General features: G+C 46.2%; 10 protein-coding genes. 6 read left to right on the top strand and 4 right to left on the bottom strand.

The features are described 5' to 3' along the window. Positions 1 to 150 precede the first annotated feature (150 nt). Together FHS68_RS19465 and FHS68_RS19460 are read left to right on the top strand one after the other, a co-directional pair. On the top strand, positions 151 to 1605 hold the full coding sequence (locus FHS68_RS19465; protein WP_167273708.1) for a S41 family peptidase: 1455 nt from the start codon (positions 151 to 153) through the stop codon (positions 1603 to 1605). Between the two features lie 165 nt (positions 1606 to 1770). Further along, the gene (locus tag FHS68_RS19460; RefSeq protein WP_167273705.1) at positions 1771 to 3762 is read left to right on the top strand and encodes a T9SS type B sorting domain-containing protein; all 1992 of its coding nucleotides are present in this window, start codon (positions 1771 to 1773) and stop codon (positions 3760 to 3762) included. Positions 3763 to 3814: 52 nt separating this feature from the next. Here the strand turns inward: FHS68_RS19460 and FHS68_RS19455 are convergent, their stop codons facing one another. Then, positions 3815 to 4801, bottom strand: coding sequence for an acyl-ACP desaturase (locus FHS68_RS19455; protein ID WP_167273703.1), 987 nt, complete (start codon positions 4799 to 4801; stop codon positions 3815 to 3817). A gap of 140 nt (positions 4802 to 4941) precedes the next feature. On the opposite strand from FHS68_RS19455, the gene FHS68_RS19450 reads away from it, so the two are divergent. Beyond that, complete coding sequence (locus tag FHS68_RS19450; RefSeq protein ID WP_167273700.1) at positions 4942 to 5682, top strand: lysophospholipid acyltransferase family protein; 741 nt, start codon at positions 4942 to 4944, stop codon at positions 5680 to 5682. Positions 5683 to 5874: 192 nt separating this feature from the next. Continuing rightward, a complete protein-coding gene (locus FHS68_RS19445; RefSeq protein WP_167273698.1) occupies positions 5875 to 6327 on the top strand; it encodes a hypothetical protein in 453 nt (150 codons plus the stop codon). Positions 6328 to 6386: 59 nt separating this feature from the next. Here the strand turns inward: FHS68_RS19445 and FHS68_RS19440 are convergent, their stop codons facing one another. Together FHS68_RS19440 and FHS68_RS19435 are read right to left on the bottom strand one after the other, a co-directional pair. Beyond that, complete coding sequence (locus FHS68_RS19440; protein WP_167273695.1) at positions 6387 to 6842, bottom strand: GNAT family N-acetyltransferase; 456 nt, start codon at positions 6840 to 6842, stop codon at positions 6387 to 6389. A 66-nt stretch (positions 6843 to 6908) separates the two neighbouring features. Then, entirely contained in the window at positions 6909 to 7307 is a 399-nt protein-coding gene (locus FHS68_RS19435) for a GNAT family N-acetyltransferase (RefSeq protein ID WP_167273692.1), read from the bottom strand. Positions 7308 to 7507: 200 nt separating this feature from the next. On the opposite strand from FHS68_RS19435, the gene FHS68_RS19430 reads away from it, so the two are divergent. After that, positions 7508 to 9922 (top strand): ABC transporter permease, encoded by a 2415-nt coding sequence (locus FHS68_RS19430; RefSeq protein ID WP_167273689.1) that lies wholly within the window; start codon positions 7508 to 7510, stop codon positions 9920 to 9922. 33 nt (positions 9923 to 9955) lie between these two features. Here the strand turns inward: FHS68_RS19430 and FHS68_RS19425 are convergent, their stop codons facing one another. Further along, positions 9956 to 18721: a glycoside hydrolase family 94 protein gene (locus FHS68_RS19425; RefSeq protein WP_229211980.1), complete on the bottom strand. Its 8766-nt coding sequence runs from the start codon at positions 18719 to 18721 to the stop codon at positions 9956 to 9958. Between the two features lie 219 nt (positions 18722 to 18940). On the opposite strand from FHS68_RS19425, the gene FHS68_RS19420 reads away from it, so the two are divergent. Beyond that, the gene (locus FHS68_RS19420; protein ID WP_167273687.1) at positions 18941 to 20386 is read left to right on the top strand and encodes a serine hydrolase domain-containing protein; all 1446 of its coding nucleotides are present in this window, start codon (positions 18941 to 18943) and stop codon (positions 20384 to 20386) included. Positions 20387 to 20489: the final 103 nt, after the last annotated feature.

The raw sequence follows: 20489 nt of genomic DNA, 5'->3' as shown, positions 1-20489 counted from the left end.
GTAAGTTTTCGTCCCACTCAAAATTGTTCCACATCTCCGCCACATTACCACCCCGACATACGTATTGTAAATATGATTCGTTAAACAACATTCCAACAAAATTTCGCATATGACGCAGCCGTTTACCTGAATTTAAATAACCGACTAATTATGTTACACTTTAAAAAGTTAAGTTTTCTTTACTTCCTGGTTTTTGCGGCGTTGGTAGTGAGTTGCAAGGATAAGGAAATTGAACCTGGTGTCGAGAGTACGCAGGATTCTACGACTGCTACTGATTATAAGGCGATTAACGGCTGGCTGTATGAGATTATGGATGACGCGTACTTTTGGTATAAGGATATGCCTGCCAGGGAAAGTCTGGATTCAACCATTGCGCCTTATGATTATTTCGAAAAATTAGTATACAATCGCGAGACCGTCGACCGCTTTTCGTCTGTGACGGACGATATTGATGCGCTTCAAAATGAATTCAATGGCATCAGCAAAATTTTCGGGCTCAGCTATTCCCTTTCTTTCATCGACAGCGGTAAGTCAAGCATTGGAATATTCTTAAATTATGTGGTAAAGGACAGTCCGGCCGAAAAGGCCGGCCTGAAACGGGGTGATATCCTTCTAAAAGTAAACGGAACGCAGCTCACCGAAAGCAATTATTCGACGCTGCTTGGAGGTAATGAAACCGCAACTTTTACACTGGGTGCATTGGCGGGCACAGTTATATCTGCAACTACGAAAACCGTTTCGATTACCAAAGCAGAAGTTACTGAGGATCCCGTGGCATTTTCAAGCGTAATTTCCAAGTCGGCTTATGGTAAGACGATTGGCTATCTCGTTTATACCCAATTTGTTCCAGGAACCAGTGCAGACGAAGCCAGATATGACAATGAACTTCGTCAGGTATTTGCCGATTTCAAAGCCAAAAGCGTGAATGAGCTGGTACTTGATTTACGCTTTAATTCAGGAGGATATATTAGTTCTGCCGAGACACTTGCTTCACTGATTGGAAAGAATGTTTCGACTTCAAAGACATTTTACACCGAGCAATGGAATGACAAATACATTGCTTATTGGCAAAAAACCAACGGTGTCGATGCGTTAAACTACAATTTCCGTAGTGAGGCCAACAACGTAGGCAGCAGTCTAAGCCGCGTTTTTGTGCTGACTTCAAACAGCACTGCCTCGGCTAGCGAATTAGTGATTAATGGCTTAGAACCTTACATGAATGTGGTCACCATCGGGGAAAATACGGCGGGCAAAAACCTGTTCGGATCCCTTATCAGTGACGACCTCGACCGCTGGAAGTGGGGAGCATATGTAATGCTGGGACAAACGGCCAATGCAAATGGCGAATCGGATTATGGAACGGTTGATGGGATGACACCTGATTATTTTGTCGAAGATTCCTCGGTTCCTTACAAGGCATTCGGGGATGAAAACGAGACTTTATTTAGAAAAGCATTGGACGTGATGGGCATTCCAGCATCAGCAGGATCGCGCGTTGCCGCTTCCAAAACGGTGGAAACGTTCAGAAAATCGCTGAGGGATGATCTTAAAGTTCGCAAAAATCTGATGATCAAAACAGAGCGGATCAAACCGATCAGCCAATAAATATATTTGCCAATAAATCGTTTAAAGAGGGGCCTGGATGCGGGCCTCTCTTTTTGTTTCGATGCGAATGATCAAAAAGATAATGACGCGTCATCGATTTTGTGGTATTTACCGTAATTTTAAAACCGTTTTCTTACTCACGTTTGGCATGGCAGTGGCTGATCTATGAAATTAAAATTTTTACTCACACTTCTTCTCATTACACATTACTTACCCGTCGCTTTTGGCCAGACGATTAAGCATACCTATCGATTTTACAAAGATTTCAAAGTGGCACAGCCTGAATGCGGCAGCGACGTGGAGCAATTCAAAGCGCTGGGTAATTGTGCGGCAGGAGCAGATCCGGGAAGTTTTGTGGAGGATGTATTACCCTGCGGCGTACAGCGGACTGTTTATCATAACAACCTGAACTGGGGCCTGATGTATCCCAATACCGAAGGAGCGATTACCGACAATTACACCATTCAAATGTACATTAAGGTAACGGATTGGGGCAGAACCTGGGCCAGGATCATCGATTTCTCCAATGGCGGATCCGATCAGGGAATTTATTTTAAGGATAAAGACGGCTCTTCCGATCGTTGCATCGACTTTTATCCATACGGAATCGCGGGCGCCTGTCCATTTTTTAATAAATCCACGTATTACCTCCTAACATTCACGAGGAATGGGCAAACGGACATTATGGATGTCTACGTAGATAATATGCTCTTTGCCTCATATGATGATTCGGACGGGAGGTATGTAGGAAAAGCGGGTGTACCCATTTTCATTTTCCGGGATGACCAGTCGGTATCCTGCGAATCGGGCTCGGCCAATTTCGCTTATCTCGCATTCAATAACAAATATTTTTCCCAAGCCGATGTGGATCAATCGTTTTCGGATATCTGCTTTATTGCCAATATCAATGCCTATGCAGACTTTTCTATCTCACCCAACCCAAGCTGCGGTTTTCCAAAAAATATAACCATCACATACACAGGTATCATTCCAGCGCCAGGCACTGGCTACACATTTAAGTGGGAATGGGATGGCGCCCGGGTGATTTCCGGTTCAGGAATGGGGCCTTATGTTGTGAGCTGGGAGAGTGGAGGAAGCAAAAATGTTGCCTTAACTGTGACCAACGATGTTTGCGGTAATCCCCTATATAATCGAAAGCAGGCCGTTATCAGCAATCTGGATCTCGCTACCTCGGTAGTTGCGGGCAACTGCGAAACGGGTACCGACGGGACTCTCACATTAACCGGCAGCCTTGGACTTCCACCCTATCAGTATTCTATCGATTCGGTGAATTACACAATGGATAATGTCTTCAAAGTACCTGTTGCAGCGTACAGGGTTTATGTGAAGGATGGAAATAACTGTACGATTGCCAAGAATGTTAACGTGCAATTCAATAGTGACATTACAGTCGCGACAATGGCGGATACCACCATTTGCGCGGGTGAGTCCGTGACACTTTTAACCACTGGAAATGCGCAGGCATTTGCTTGGTCGCCAAGCGCTGGCCTGGATGATGCTGCTTCGAAAGATCCTGTTGCTGCGCCGCCTTCCACAACACAATATGTTGTCACCGCTTCAAAAGGTTTTTGCATGCAAACAGATACAGTTAATGTGAATGTGGCCCCGAAAATTGAAGTAAATGTTACGCCAGATGCCATTGTGGAATATAACATGCCTTTTCAGCTCGCTGCTTCCTCACCTCAGATCACTAATCCGAATGATGCCATTTTTGCGTGGTCGCCGGCTCTCGGACTGAATAACCCTGCGAGTCCCAGCCCCATTGCTGTTTTGCAGGACGATCAATCCTACACCGTTGAAATTACTTCAGCCATGGGTTGCACAGGAACGGGCGGAGTTAACCTGGCTATAAAGCGACGTGAGAGCATTAATATCCCTACTGCATTTACACCCAATGGCGATGGGAACAATGAAATACTGACACCTGTCATCATGGGAATCGAATCGATCCGGTATTTTAAGATTTATAATCGATGGGGGCAGGTTGTGTTCTTTACCAATCAGCTCAATAATGGCTGGAATGGTCAATTCAAAGGTGGCGAACCGATCACAGGAACTTATGTCTGGGAAATTGAAGGAACGTCTATTAAGGGACAGACTATCCGGAAAAAGGGTTCTGTAATGCTTCTTAAGTAACAAAACGTCCAGATCAGAGGACGTTTTGCTTGTATCATTCGAATATCAATCATCAGCTGATCCAGCTGAACTCGTATTGCAGATCGGGTATTTTGGTCCTTTCTGCAATTCGCCTCAATCGCAAAGGAAGCGCCATCAGGTAGTCGCGTGCTTTCTCAGCTTTCTCATTAAGATCCCTTACCGACCCTATTTCCCATTCTATTAGTAGGGAATCCAGAATTTCGATGTAATCATTGGTTGTGTAAACTCCTAACCGTTGCGCTGCGTCAGAAAAATGGGAGAATGTATCCCCTATTCTCACCCCCGATTCTCGCATAAAATGCGCAGGCATCACGATTTTCTTTCTCATCATGTCTTCCAGTGCCAGGAGCAATTGTGAAGGATCCACTTCAAGGATCCTTGTTACAAATGCTTTATAAGCCTTGGCATGGCGCATCTCATCCGATGCAATGACACCACAAATTTTAGACAAATGCGGATTTCCGAATTTTTTGGCCAATGTAGCTGTACGACGGTGCGAAACATTGGTCGCCAATTCCTGGAAAGAAGTATAGATGAAGTTTCTGTAAGGATCTCTGTCGGTACCAATGTCAAAACCATCGGCAATGAGATATTGGGTAGATACTTCCATTGCGCGCATGTTAACACGGCCGGAGAGATATAAATATTTGTTTAAAAGATCCCCGTGGCGGTTTTCTTCCGCCGTCCAGGCGCGCACCCACTTCACCCAACCTGATTCTGGCTCATCCACCTGGTTGATCCCAATTACGTCCACAAGCCAGGATTCGTAAGTTGGCAAAGCTTCTTCGGTAATGGTATCTCCGATCAGAACGGCGATATAATCATAAGGCAGATCGCGGCAGCTTTCCTGCAATAACTTTACTTCGGTAGCAAAATTCCCATCTCTGGAATCCGGTAAAAAATCCGAAGGCTGCCAGTTTTCATCAATAGGTTTCAGGTATTCAACCATCAATCCATCCAGATCTTTTCCTATATGCTGCATGACTTCGAGCCGTTCTGCTGAAAGTACGAGGTCCATTGTTAATTCGTTTTAAACACCAAATAATATTTTACAAATAACGGTAATTATCAATAAGTTTTACACGATAATTATCATTTCAAATCCCGCAAATATGGATAAACAAACGAGTTTTAAACTATTTTTGCTGAAAAATTAGAATGAAAAAAGCCCTGGATTACCTTTTGAGTTGTATCTACCTGATTCACTTTGGATTTTCACTTTTGGTATTTCATGTTGCCCAGGTCATTGCTTTCAATGTTTTTGGTAAAAAAGCGCACCGATCAGTGGTGAACGCGCTTAATTTTTCATTGGCTTACGGGCTTTACTTCACATTCGCAAGCATTAACCTTCGCAAGCAATTCACTGTACCTGATAACCGGACGATCATCTTCGTGGCCAACCACCAGAGCACCTTCGACGTTTCCCCGGTTTATTGGTTTTTGAGGAAGTTCCGTCCCAAATTTGTTTCCAAAAAAGAACTTGCAAAAGGCGTTCCCAGCATATCCTATAATCTCCGCAAAAGCGGCGCCGCGATCATTGATCGCAAGGACGGCAAACAGGCTATTGCAGAAATTGCGAGGCTGGGTAAGCTGATCCATGATGAAAAATCTTCTGCCATTATTTTCCCGGAAGGAACGCGGACAGCAAGCGGTATCATGAAGCCATTTGTCATTGGAGGCGTCGCCACTTTATTGAAGCGTGCACCGGATGCATTGATCGTGCCCGTCGCGATTGACGGTACCGGCGCCATGAATCCAAAAGGAATATTCCCACTCAAATCATTCTCCCGGATTACCTTTACCATCCTTCCCGGGATTGAACCCGCGGGAAGAAAAGTTGAAGATGTGCTCTCGGAAGCACAGGAAGCGATCAGGGCAAACATTACTGTTGCCGCTTAAAATTTAAATCTATTTTCAGGGAAAATCAGGCATAAATACCCTGATCATCAGGCAGATCAAAATCGTTGATTTTGGCCGGTTAAACAACTTCTCTTCCCTTAACAATCGTTAACAAGGGCTATTTAAACCTATGTCCCCGGCCGCTCTCTAACCCATGAACTTTAAAATTTAGGACCTCAAAATTTATTAGTTATGAAAAAGATACTTATTGCCGCAGCCATTTTTGCACTGGGATTCACTTCGGTTTCCGCACAATACGGTCCACGAAACAATGATCGTGACAGGTATGATGACAACCGCAATGACGGCTACCGAAATGACGGAGACCGCCGTGACGAAGGATACCGTAATGACGGCCACCGTCGCCAACCGATGTCCGACATTAACTATCTGCAGAGAGAAGCCCGGCAGCAAATTGCAAGCGGAATCCAACGCGGCACATTGAGCTCCCGCGAAGCGAATGCACTGATGGCGCAATATGAAAGAATTGAGTCGAGAGAAAGAAAGTACAGCCACCACGGAAGAGTATCTCCTCGGGAAGCCCGGATCCTGCGGGAAGATTTGGAACGATTAATGGCTGATACACGCAGACTAAGCAGCCGCAGAGGCGATCATTGGGCGCGTGACCGCAGAAACAGATATTAAATGGCAGTTGAAGGTTTAGGGTAATGCAGAAAACGCCGGGTCGCTGACCTGGCGTTTTTTTATTGGCCTTTGCTGAAATAACGCACCAGTTTCACATGCGATTTTTCAAAACCTTCTCTCTGATAAAAACGGTGGGCCTGCTCGCGGATATCGCGTGATGTTACTTCCAATTGAATGGCGCCGTGCTCTTTTGCAAACTTTACTACTCTCGCAATGAGCGCTTTCCCGATTTCATGGGAGCGATACTCTGGCACTACATACATTTCCTGGATTTCAGAAACCAATGCGGCGTGGTGAAGCAAAGGTTGAATATGACAACTTACCATTCCCACCGGCTTGCCCGAATAGTAAGCGATAAAATACCGGATGTGGGAACTACCTAAATTTTTCTTAAAAGCAAAATCAAAATCATCGCGGTTCAAAAATTTGTTTTCCAGGCCACAGACCATGTCATACATAATTTCCCGGTCCTCGATGGTTGCAACCCGGATTGATAGTTGCTCATGTTTTATCATGAACTAAAAATAGTATTTAATTTCCGGCCAGAGCGTGATTCATCGGACACATTAAATAACCCAATCTCATTTTGAGCGATAAATGGTGAAACCTCTATCCTCTTTTACAAACCCGATTTTAGGATAATATTCCATGGCGGTAGGGACGGAAAGCAGTAAAATCATGCATTGTTCCCCCACTTTTTCTTTCGTCAGCTCAATCAACTTCTTACCAATACCACTCTTTTTATATTCCGGATCGACTGCGAGATCAGCCAGATAGCAACTCCAGACCCAATCAGTAATGCAGCGACAAACGCCCACCAGTGTATCTGCGTCCCATGCTGTGATAACCAGGTTCGAGTTTTCAAACATCTGCTGGATCCTTTGAGAGTCGCCAACAGGCCTTGGCAAAGCAGATTTGGTGTAAAGTTCAATGACCTGTTCTGTTGTGGGAATGCGGTCGCTTAAGTAGGTTATTTCCATTTTTTGGAAGCGTTTTGGCTAACTCAAAAGTATAAATTGACATCAAATATATGATAGTTGAGAAAAACGTCCAATGAAGAGCGAAAACGTTCGAAATTGGACGTTCTTATTACCGACAATTGTACTATTTGGTTAACAATAAGATAGTTACAAAATAGGTACGATTTTATACACTGACGTTGCTGATACCAGCAACAGCCATGATCAAAAACTATTTCAAAATTGCCTGGCGGAACATGCTCCGCAACAAAGCTTTTTCAGCTATCAACATTGTCGGCCTCTCCTTGGGTGTGGCGGCTTGTTTGCTCATTTTGCAATACGTTGCTTTTGAGTTGAGTTACGACAACTTTCACAAAAACGGCGCCCAAATTTACCGCGTGCAGCAAGACCGTTATAATGAAGGAAAACTGAGTACACAATGGGCTGCTGGCGCGTATGCAGTTGGTAATTCTTTTAAAGATGCTTTTCCGGAAGTACAGGATTATGTAAAACTGCTGCAGCGAGGTAAAAGCTTGCTCGATTATGGCGACAAAAGTATCAAAATTGAAAATTACTTCGTCGCTAGCTCTTCGTTTTTCTACATATTCTCCTATCCCCTGTTGATAGGTAATCCCCAAACCGCGCTAGCCGAAAGCAATACGATTGTGTTGTCCGAATCCCTCTCAAAAAGACTTTTTGGAAAGGAAAATCCGCTTGGCAAAACCATTAAGGGAAACAAGCGGAAACCGTTTAAAGTATCCGGCGTTTTCAAAGATATGCCTGCCAATTCCCATTTTAAAACGGAATTGCTGATGTCCTATGCTACATTTTTAGCCGATGTTAAACCCGATAATCCTGACATTGCCTGGCAGTGGGATGGCTGCTTGACGTACATCAAAATCCGGCCGGGAACAGACACAAAAGCCCTCGAGGCGAAATTCCCAGCCCTGATCGACAAACTGGCCGGGGCCGATCATAAAAAATACAAATCAGCCGCTGTTTACCTTCTGCAACCGCTGAGGGATATTCATTTGTACTCCCACCTCATGATGGAGGCTGAGGCTAATGGGGACGGAAAAACGGTCTATCTTCTTTTGGGCATTGCCTTTTTTATAGTGGTAATCGCCTGGGTCAATTACATTAACCTCGCGACTGCACGGGCCATCAACCGGGCCAAGGAAGTAGGTGTACGCAAAGCAGTAGGTTCCCTGCGCGGCCAGCTGATTGGACAATTCATGACGGAATCCTTTTTATTGAATGGTTTGGCAGTGATTTTAGCCCTAATCCTTGTTGCATTGGCGCTTCCAAAGTTCAATGAAATATCCGGACAGCAACTTTCCTTTGCGTTGCTGGGCAGTAAGATGTTCTGGCTCCCGCTCACCGGACTGTTTGTGATCGGCGCATTCTTTTCAGGCTTGTATCCCGCATTTATCTTATCCGGTTTTAAACCCGTTGCCGTGTTGAAAGGAAAAGTACTCGCGACCCGTCAGGGCGTTGTACTTCGTAAGTCGCTGGTTGTCTTTCAGTTCGCCGCGTCATTATTCTTATTGGTAGGAACGCTGGCAGTTTTTCAACAGATCCGTTACATGAGAGCGCAGAGCCTGGGGATTAATATCGACCAGACTTTGGTTGTCAATCCGCCTATTGTTGCTGATGATTCCACCTATATGCGTCAGCTGGCAGCATTTAAAGATGAGTTATTGCGCCAATCCAATGTCAAAGGCATCACCGCTTCCACCGTCGTTCCGGGACAGGCTTCCGACTGGAATGCAGGCGGGATCCGTTTGAAAGGAACCGACGAAGGTCAGGGAAAACAATATCGCATTATCGGTGTTGACTATGATTTTCTGAAAACCTACGATCTGAAACTGATCGCCGGCCGAAACTTTTCAAAAGAATTTGGCTCGGACCCCAAAGCCGTTGTTTTCAACAAAATGGCCATCCAGCAGCTGGGTTTCAGCAATCCGGAGGACGCTATCGGAAAAGAAATCGATTTTTGGGGAGAGATATTTACGGTCGTCGGCGTAACCGATAACTTCCATCAACAATCCCTTCGCGACGCTTACGAGCCGCTAATCCTGCGCCTGATACCTGATTTGCGTGGTTACTTTTCGATAAAAATGGCAGGAGGACCTGCCAATGGTGCAGTAGCAAGCGTACGCGAAGAATGGAATAAATTTTTCCCCGGAAATCCTTTTGAATACGCCTATCTCGACGACAGGTTCAATGAACAATATAAGGCTGATCAACGTTTCGGGCAAGTGTTCGGCATTTTTACCGGTCTTGCAATCCTGGTAGCATGTCTGGGATTATTCGGGCTGGCGTCATTCACCACCGCACAACGCACCAAAGAAATAGGGATACGCAAAGTATTGGGTTCATCGGTGTTTTCCATTGTGGAAATGTTGTACCGCGAATTTGTAATCCTCATCGCGATTTCGTTTGTAGTTGCCACGCCACTCGCCTGGTTTGCAGTAAGTCAATGGCTCGACGGTTACGCCTTCCGAACAGATATACAATGGTGGCTCTTCCTGATCCCATTTGCCGCTGTATTGGTGATTGCACTGTTAACAGTCAGTTTCCAAAGCATCAAAGCCGCCCTAACAAATCCCGTAACATCCCTGAGAAGCGAATAAAGCCATTCACTCATTCACAAGAACGCCTCTATCCTAAACAGTTAGAGGCATTCTTGTTTCAGGTAATGCTGAAATGTTGTTCAGGATTCCAATAAAAACGTCCACGCGGTGCTCCATTCCGTCATTTTTCAGCAACAACGTATCGCCATCGCCACTTTCATCATCTGCTTTCCACCAGGAGTTTTCTTTATCCTGAACCTGAAAAACAGTGATTTGATATGTAGCACTTCCAAATCGGTATTTGATTTGAACCGAAGGCCAGTTGAGCGGAAAGCATGGTTTCAACTGTAACCGGTTCTCCTTTAACTGAATACCGATCAGCGAGCCTGTAATGAACTGGTACATCCATCCCGATGAACCCGTATACCACGTCCATCCTCCCCTTCCTTTGTGGGAAGTATTGGCATACACATCTGCCGCCATTACATAAGGCTCCACTTTATACTGTTTCACCGCGGCTGCATTTGAAGCATGGTTCACCGGGTTAACTAGACTAAAAAGCTCATAAACCTTCTCCCGATCACCCAAAGCCGCAAACGCCATCAGTGACCAGATCGCCGCATGAGAATATTGACCCCCATTTTCACGCACACCAGGTACATATCCTTTGATGTAACCAGGGTTAAGGCCGTCTTTCTCGTCAAAAGGTGGATTAAGTAATTGAATGAGTTGTAAATCTCTTCGCACCAAATGTTTATCCAATGAACCCATCGCCTGGATCTTTCTGCTGTCACTACCAGCGCCCGATAGTACGGCCCAACTTTGCGCGATCGCATCAATCCGACATTCGCGGTTTTGCTTCGATCCCAGCGGCGTGCCATCGTCGAACCAGGCGCGCTTGTACCATTCGCCGTCCCAGGCAGCGCTTTCGATGTTCTTTTGTAATTGAACCGCATCCGTTCTGCATGTAGTCGCAAAAACCGGGTCCCCGAACTGGGTCGCCACTTTTTCAAAACGCATCAGCACGTCGTACAGAAAGAAAGCCAGCCACACGCTTTCGCCAAACCCCTTATTACCCACTTGGTCCATTCCATCGTTCCAGTCACCCGCTCCGATCAATGGTAACCCGTGAACGCCGAAACGCCGACCGTGCTCGATCGCCCGCATGCAATGCACATATAAGGTTCCACTCGCATTTCCACTAACTGGCAGGTCATATAAGGATTCCTCCTGGGGCTGCAATAGTCTGCTCTCCAAAAATCCGACGGACTCATTCAAAATGCTGAAATCCCCGGTCGCAGTCACATACCTTTCCACTACATACGGCAGCCACAACAAGTCATCGGAACAATGTGTACGGACGCCCCGTCCCTCTGGCGGATGCCACCAATGCTGCACGTCTCCCTCGACAAACTGCCGGGATGCACTCAACAATATTTGCTTTTTTGCTAGGTCTGGCTGCGTACTCAGTAGGGCAAGCACATCCTGCAATTGATCGCGGAACCCGAATGCGCCGCCAGACTGGTAAAATCCGCTTCGCGCAAAGATCCGGCAGGCGAGCGTTTGATAGGTAAGCCAGCCATTGGCCAGAAGATTCAATCCTGTATCAGGGGTTGTGACCTGAACGGCTTCCAAAACATCTTCCCAATATGCTTTTACTTCCCTAAATGATTGTATAACCTGATCTTTTTCCGCAAATTTTTGAATCAGCGCATTTACCGCCTGGACATTCTCATCATTCCCTAATTGAAAAATAATTTCCTTTTCCTCACCATCGAGCAAATCAAATCGTACCTGCAGCGCAGCGCAAGGATCCAGACCCGCACCTGTTTTGTCGGACAACTTCTTCCGCTGCATCGCTTGCGGATTTTCAAGGCCCCGATTCCTACCAATAAATTCTGACCGGCTGGTTGTCGCTGTGGCATTTGGTGAATCGACCCTGAAGAACGTGACCCGTTCGGCAAAAGCGGTGTTATATCTGTTTCTTAATAATAAAGCCCCTGTTTCCGGATCCTGCTCAGAAAGAATATGCATGGCCGTTTTAGACCGTATATCTCCCAAAACCATTTCCATGAAGCCGGTTGCAGATAGTTTACGCTCCCTTCCGGACTCATTTTTTATCTTTAAAACAATGAATTTGACAGGCAATGCTTTATCAACAAAAACACACATTTCGGAGAAAATTCCTTGCTCCGTATGTTCAAACATTGAGTACCCGAACCCATGAGTTGTGATATAAGGTGTAGCACCTCTTGCGGGAAATGGCGACGGCGACCAGAAATAGCCGGTATCCTCATCCAATAAATAAAAAGCCTCACCCCCCACATCGCTGACAGGATCATTACTCCATGGCGTGATACGGTATTCATGTGCATTCACAGCCCAGGTGTAGGCAGAGCCGCTTTCTGAAATAACAGTCCCGAAATCGGGGTTTGCAATTACATTAACCCAGGGCGCGGGCGTGGTCTTATTTTTATCTGTAATGATCTTATATTCTTTGCCATTAGCTGTAAAACCGCCTGTTTCATTAAAAAACAGCAGATCTTTTGGCAAAGAAACCCGGCTTTGCGATTCCGGCATTGCCTTGCTCTTGGGTATCAGCAATCCTGGCAATACTCTTTCGGTCGTGAGTAAATTGTTAATCTGTTCCGACAATGTCCCTTTGTTATCCTGAATGATAACACGGGCAACACTTTCAAAAAGTATCCGGTCCTCGGGAGATATCTGGTCTGCCGATTTCACAAAGATGTTACCGGGCTTGCTGTAATTCATGCTGTAAACGATCTCAGAACTGATCAGTCCGAGAATTTGCTCCTGCAAAACCTGACGGTATGAACCATAATCTTCATTCCATATTACAAGATCTACCGCCAGCCCTTTCAGGCGCCAGTAAGCATGTGCCTGGAGCATTTGCCTCACCAGTTCCAAACTCTCAGCGTCATAAATATGAACCAGTACAATGGGGAGGTCACCTGACACAGAGTGGCTCCACAAGCCCGACTGTCCCCTAAAATTGTTATTGATCACGGAGGCGTCTGCACGCAATGCCGGATTGGAATAAATGATCGAGGATGCAAGCTTATCATATAATTGGGCATCTGCCTCGGTTGCATTGATTTGCCTCAAAAGCACCTGGCTATGCGTCCAGGAAAGCTCAAAAGCCCGTTTTTTCAAATGCTTATCGCGGTATTTATGCATCAGTGCCTCGCAGGCTTCCCTGGTTTCGCTAATCCCATAAATCATATCAATGCTGGCTGTCTGCCCGGGTTTTAAACTAATGCGATACCGGATCGAGACAATTGGATCGAGTACAGCTCCGGACTTACCCGAGAGCATTTCCGCAGCCATGGACTGTGGGTTTGCAAGGGTTTTCCCCCTTCCGATGAATTCCATGCGGTCGGTTTCATAGGATACCGTCTGCACCACGGCACCATGCACTTCCATTTGGTGGAACATCCAGGGCGGCCTTTCTTCTACGGACCGCGGTCTGCGGCTGCAAAAAACCGCCCGATGCTGCTCGATGATTTCCGTTTGCACAAACAAATTACTGAATGCCGGGTGAGCTTCATCCGACGCCTGGCTCGCCAGGACGATTTCAGCGTAACTGGTTATGTCCAGAATCCTGGTAGTAAGCGACCGGTTGGTAATTTTCACCTTACGCATTTCAGTATCATCTTCAGGCGATATCACGATCTCCGTTTTGGTATCAATCCCGTGATCCTGACGCGTAAACTCAACGTGGCCCAAGGAGAATAATGCCTGATAAGACCGGGGTTCTGAAATTACCGGCTGATGGGTATTGGACCAAAATTTCCCGGTTGCCACATCCTTAATGTAGCAAAAAGTTCCCCGGTTATCCCGCGTAGTATCTTCCCGCCAGCGGGTCACCGCAATGTCTTTCCACCGACTATACCCCCCGCCCGAGTTACTGATCATCACCTGATAGCGTCCATTGCTCAAAAGCTGGATCTCAGGCATTGCAGTATTGGGCGTAGTGACATTCCTGATCTCCGAATCATTGGTCAATATTTGCGATTCGATCTGGTCGGCGGTGTGGGCGTAAAATAATGTGGCGCGTGGGATGCGTTCCTGTAACAGCAGCAATGTTGCCTGGAAACGCAGTTCAGCGGTAAATCTTTGCTGTAAAGGTTTGTTCAAAAGTAAATAGGACAATGACAAAAATCCCATTCCCTGGTGGTGCACCATGAAAGAATAAAGAATGCTGTGGGTTTTGCCTCTCGGGACACGTCCGGGCGTATAATCAATTGCCTCATAAAAGCCATATTCCCCTTCAAATCCTTCATTTGAAAGCAATTGCAGGTTCGCACAAGCCTTTGCCGGGGAAACCATAAGCGCCATCATTGAAGCATAGGGTGCGATCACAAGGTCTTCTTCCAAGCCCCGCTTTAATCCCAATCCGGGCACACCGAATGCGCGGTACTGGTAATTCATGCTGGCATCGACCGTATTATAAGCCGATTCGGAGATGCCCCAGGGGATACCTCGTTGCTGGGCATAATCAATCTGCCGTTTCACGGTTGCCTTACTGGTTTGATGCAGCAAAGTGTTTTCATAGGAAGGCATCACCAGCTGAGGCATCAGATATTCGAACATGGAACCGCTCCACGAAAGCAATATCGGATCGCCGCCAGAGTTCGTCAGAAGCCGGCCAAGAGAAAACCAGCTTTCCTGTGGCAGTTTTCCTTGTGCAATGGCTGCAAAAATGCCCAATCTGGCCTCAGATGCGAGCAGATCGTAAAAACTATCATCTTTCCGCTGATCATCAACATTAAACCCAATCCTTAATAAGCAGGTGGCTTTATCAAAAAGAAAATCGTATTCAACGGTACTTTGCTGCTCACAAGTCTCCGCTAATAGCTGCAAGGTCAGCAGCCTTTGCATGGCCACGCTATCATCTTTTTCAAGAACAGTAAGCATTGCGTTTAACCAGGTGCGATTTTCAGCATTTAACATTTCTCCGGAATAATTATCTGCCTCTCGGGCAAACATCTCTTTCCGTTCGGATAACGCTTTCAATGTTGGTACTTCATCCATGAACCGTAGCTTTTCCAGTCCGGTGGGGACAGGCAGCATTTCGGCCCAGGGAATCAGCGACGCCAAGTCATCTTTGATCTTTACAATTTGCGCTAAAAGGCGTTCAGACCATTTAGCGGCATCTGTTCCTCTGGATACCTGACTGAAAACCAATTCATTGGCAAAAGTGAAAAGCCGATCCAAACGCTTTTTCAAAAAGCTGATTGAGTTTACTTCGGATGGTGCTTCTTCCAGCAAACCCAGTATTTGATCAATCAATGATGACCGATTTCCAGAAAAGTCTTTAATAATTCCTGCCGTTGTTTTGAAACCATCAAAAATGCGCTCATGAAAAACAGGTTCGACAGCTATTGCGAGAAACCCCTGCCGCAATGTGAGCAGGTGACCAATCAGGTTGCCACTATCAACCGTGGAGACGTATCTGGGAGCCAGTGGTAACAGGGTTTGTGTATTATACCAATTGTAAAAATGTCCATTATATCTTTCCAACCGCGACATTGAATTCAATGTTTGACGGCACCGCTCTACAAGCTCTCCACCCGCAATGTAACCGAAATCATATGCTGTCAGATTCGCCAATAATGCCAGCCCGAGGTTGGTGGGAGAAGTCCTGTGCGCGATCACCGGAACGGGTTGGAGTTGAAAATTATCTGGTGGCAGCCAGTTCTCGGTTTCCGTCACAAATTGCTGGAAAAACAGCCAGGTTTTTCGGGCTGTTTTGTGCAGGAATGCAACCTGCTCCTCCGGTAAGGTCAATGATTCCTCTTTTTCCGGAATACTCAACCGCCATGCTATTGCAGGAGCCAGAAGCCACAATAGCAAAATCGGTGAAGCAACCAGCAACGCCTCCAGATCCGTAGCAAGCAGCACTGCAATGCATACCAGCGAAAGCAATGGCGCAATCCACATACTTTTGTAAACCGATCCCAAATCTCCGCCTGCATTTTTTGCAACAGTCGCAGAAGGTGTCCATTCCAAAAGCTTTTTACCCGATACGATCATCCGCCAGTTCGTCCTGAAAACCGCGTCTGTATATCTTAATGATTCAAAAGGAAGTACTGCCAGACCAAATACAAAACGGATCAGAGTATCCCTCACAGAGATACCTACCTCTGAAAAATGCGCTTTCAGGTTCAAATCAAGCGGTTTATTGACAAGCTGCCATCCCGCCGCGATCATGACGGGCATCAAAATAATGATGGTCACCGCCAATGTCCAGAACCAGGGATAGGGTAAAATCAGCCAGCCTGTCAGCAATAGCAATGTGAGCGACAACGACAGAAGGCTCCTCCGTAAATTATCCAGGATTTTCCACCGCGATAATGTCGTCAACTTATTTCTCGTTAACCGGCCATTGGCTCCGGTCACAAAAGGCAGCATCCATGCGCCAATCTGCCAGTCACCCCTGATCCAGCGATGCTTCCGCCGCACATCCGTTTCGTAACGTGCGGGATTTTCTTCGTACAAAAGCACGTCGCTGATTAAACCGGAGCGGGTATAACAGCCTTCCAGCAAATCGTGGCTTAATATTCGGTTTTCCTGAAAAACACCATCCAATGCTTCCTCGAAGACATCAACATCATAAATGCCTTTACCTATAAATGAACCTTCGCCAAACAGATCCTGGTACACATCCGAAGATACTAGGGTATATGGGTCAATGCCTGAAACGTCGCCCTGCATACGCAAATAAAGCGACGCGGAGGTCTTGGCTAGTGCCGAAGCAAGCCTAGGCTGAAGAATGCCATATCCCTCGGTTACCCGCCTTTCTGTTTTACTATAAATAGCCTGGTTTAGCGGATGTGCCATGGTCGCAACGAATTTCCATACGGCCTCCCGGGGAAGCTGCGTATCCGAATCCAGCGTAATCACATATCTCACCTGCCTGAGAATGGTGTAATCGCCGCTGATCAATGAAAATGCATTCGCGCCCCGACCTCTTAACAATGCGTTTAATGCCGACAATTTCCCACGTTTCCGCTCATAGCCCATCCACTTACTCTCGCTGGGATTCCATGTCCGCGGACGGTGAAAAAGGAAAAAGATATCCTCGCCTTCCAGTTTATATTTATCATTCAACGCTTCAATCCGCGTTCGTGTAAGATTCAGCAATGCTCCATCCTGCGGTGTAGTTTCGGTATCCGCATCTAAAAAATCAGTGAGCAGTCCAAAATGCAGATTTGCTTCCTTATTGGCCAGAAAACGTATTTCCAATGATTCCACGAGCTCTTCAATATAGCTCTCGTTAGATATCATGGTGGGCACGATCACGAGGGTACAATATTCCGCCGGAATGCCTTGCGAGAAATCCATCCGAGGAAGCAATTTAGGACCTACCCAAATGGTAGACAGCCAGTTAACCAGCGAAACCGCCAATTGCGCCGCTCCGGAAACAGAGAGCAAACCAATCCAGATCAGGGTTGTTTTGGCAAAATTTCCACTGCTGTATGCCAGGTAAAACATGCCTCCGGCGAAAAGACAAGTCAGCAACACAATACAATTCAGATAAATGAAAACGGGGACCTTGCGTACATTTCGTATCAGCTCCTGCGCCCAGTTAAACTTTGCGCCCGTTGCCAACTCCGTGTCTTTTATGCCTTTATCTATCAGATAATAACCGACGTGGGCATGTTTTCCGGATTCCCTGTTTTTTTGGACCGTCGCAAGCTCCACCACTTTCTCCGCAACCTGCGTTTCCGACAAACCCGATGCTTTTGACAGCGTTTCGACCACGTGGCGATACCTGTCCCTGGTAGCAAAATCCATCAGCGGATAAGTACCCGACGGATCGGAACGAAACGTTTGTTCCACACTGCTAAGCGCTTCCACAAAATCCCGCCAATCGGTTGCTCCCAGGAAACGCAGGGTTCCAATGCAATTGCGGACTGAAACCTGATCGGCTGCCTGTTTCTGATTTTCCTGTCTTACCAGATCATTGCTGCTCGACCCGCCAGCAGACAATTGCTGTTCCATCCAGCTCAATGGCAAAACCAGTGCTGGGCCTTTACCTAATAATTTTTTGGTAAAACCGGCTACAAACGGACTTGCCAGGACAGGCTTGGACCGGGCCATATCCGCAATGGTCAGGATAAGGTCGGCTGGCTCTTCTTTTACGGTGGCGATCATTCTATCCGCCCAGTAATCGGCCAGGTTATGATCCACCATATCCAATCCTATATTGCCGCAAACCCTGCGCAGATTTTCGATCACCGCAAGCCGGAGCATGATCGGAATGGCCCATAACTCGCCTAATGTGAGCAAAGTAATGGATTGATAGGCGGCAATAAAGCTTCCAAGTGTTTTGAGATCGACACGGCCGTCGCTATGGGAAATGATTTCCAGGACAATATCGTAAACGCGGGGCATTCCTTTGGAGATCCCTTCGGAAAGACTTGGCAATCCTTCGCTGTAACCTTTTGGTAAATGTTTCCTGGCAATGATCACCTGCTCTTCGATCAGGTAGAAATTATCCAGCAGCCATTCTCCGCCAGGAGTAATAATGTCACCTTGCCGGATGTTCTCCACCAGCAGGTTCCGGACTTCTATTAAGGTTTTTTCGTTGTCGTCGAGCCTTTTCAAAAGCTGGTCGGGACAGGCGTCTTTCAGCAGCTTATGAGACCTTGCCACCACCCTTCCGTGGCGGTCCATCTGGTCGGTGCTGTACAATTCGGAGCGAAACGGCTCCTCGTCCGCAGTACCTTTTAATGTATTGTTCCTTTGAAAATAGACGCGCAATCGCGATAGGATATCAATTACTGAAGCAGTGGTAACCTTCATCACAGCAGCCTTTAAAACGTTGATCAATAAGAATCAAGTGTCAGACAGCCAAACGGTTGCTTCATTCTTAATGCTTTGGGATTACAAAAGTCCCTCATGTAAGGTAACGCTATTACGCTCGTTTTGCTAATTATTCCACTCCGTCCAGAGTTAGTATGCTCATTTTAAGTAGTTTACATATAATCTGTATATTTGATAGTTACCCTTTCTGTTTTCAATGATTTTGCTTTTTTAAACCCAGGTCAAATGAGAAAATGTGCTTTCATTTTGCCATGCTTTTTGATTTTGCCGTCCGTGATTTGCTTTGCACAAAACAAAGCCGAAAAGCTGGCTAAGCTCATGGATACCTACCACGATTATAATATGTTTGACGGCAGCATTCTCGTGGCTGAGCAAGGAAAAGTTATTTACAAGAGTGCATATGGGCTTGCGAACCGCGAATGGAACATCCCCAATGCAACGGATACCAAATTCATGATTGGCTCGGTATCCAAGCCCCTGACCTCCATGCTGATGCTGATCCAGGTGCAAAAGGGGTTGATTGACCTGGACAAAACGATTTCCGATTATCTTCCCGAATTTTCAGCGAAAAATGGGCAGCGGATCACCATCCGCCAGCTGCTGAGCCACTCTTCCGGCATGCCGAATTATGATGTGATCAAAGACTTTTTCCCGCGGATCAGCAGGCAGAGCTTTACCAGGGAACAATACACAAGGCTGTACATGGATTCCACGCTGGTTTTCGAGCCGGGAAGCAGTTACTATTATAGCAGCTGGGGTTATTTTACGCTCGGTTATATCATGGAAAAAGTCACGGGCAAATCGTATGCGGAATTGATGAAAGAAGACATATTCGATAAGCTGGATATGAAGGATTCAGGCTCATATCTCCACACGCAGATCGTTGCAAAACGTGCTACCGGCTACGACTACATTCCGGGCGGCTACAATAGTTCTGATTTCCGGGACCAGTCCAACACAATGGGTACGGGCGATCTCTATTCAACCGTGGAAGATCTTTTTAAATTACACAATGGGATCAGTAACAATACATTGCTCAATAAAAAGTTGACCGATGACATGTTTACGCCAGGTATTAAGCCGTGGCGTTATGGTTTCGGATGGTTTAATCAAAACTTTAAATACACTCCAAAAGACAGTGTTTTCGCCAATTACCACCTTGGAATGACAGAAGGCTTCATTTCCTTCCTGATCAGGGTGCCGTCTACTAATAGTCTGGTTGTATTTCTTTGCAACAGTTCACCAACCCATTTTTTTGGGATTGCTACCAATCTCATGAAAATACTTTATGATAAACCTGTCGCTTTGAAGCGGCCGGTGCATAAAGTAATTGAATCGATGATGGCTTCCAGGAGCGCGGGCGAAGCTGTGGCCGAATACAAAGTCATGAAAAAAGATACCGCACATTACTACATTGACTGGATATCCATGGACTTTCTTGCCAATCAATTATACACAATGAAACGGTACGAGGACGCCCGGATTATGGCTGAAAACAATGCCGCCGAATTCGCCGACCGTGACCTTCCGCTGATCACGCTTGCCAAAACGTATGAGGCATTGGGGCGAAAGGAAGATGCAATTGTTTGGTTCAGAAAGGTTTTAATGATTAATCCTAAGAGTGAAGAATCGCGGAACCGTCTGAAAGAATTGGGTGCTGCGCCTAAATGATATGTACTTTTTGTAAGGGCTTATATCAATCGTTTTATTCTCCTTCATCACATTCCGCAGGACAATAGTAATCTTCTTCCCATCACTTTCATAAGTGTTTTCG

The sequence above is a fragment of the Dyadobacter arcticus genome (assembly GCF_011762185.1).
Taxonomy (GTDB): domain Bacteria; phylum Bacteroidota; class Bacteroidia; order Cytophagales; family Spirosomataceae; genus Dyadobacter; species Dyadobacter arcticus.
This window is presented reverse-complemented; position numbering and strand designations above follow the sequence as displayed.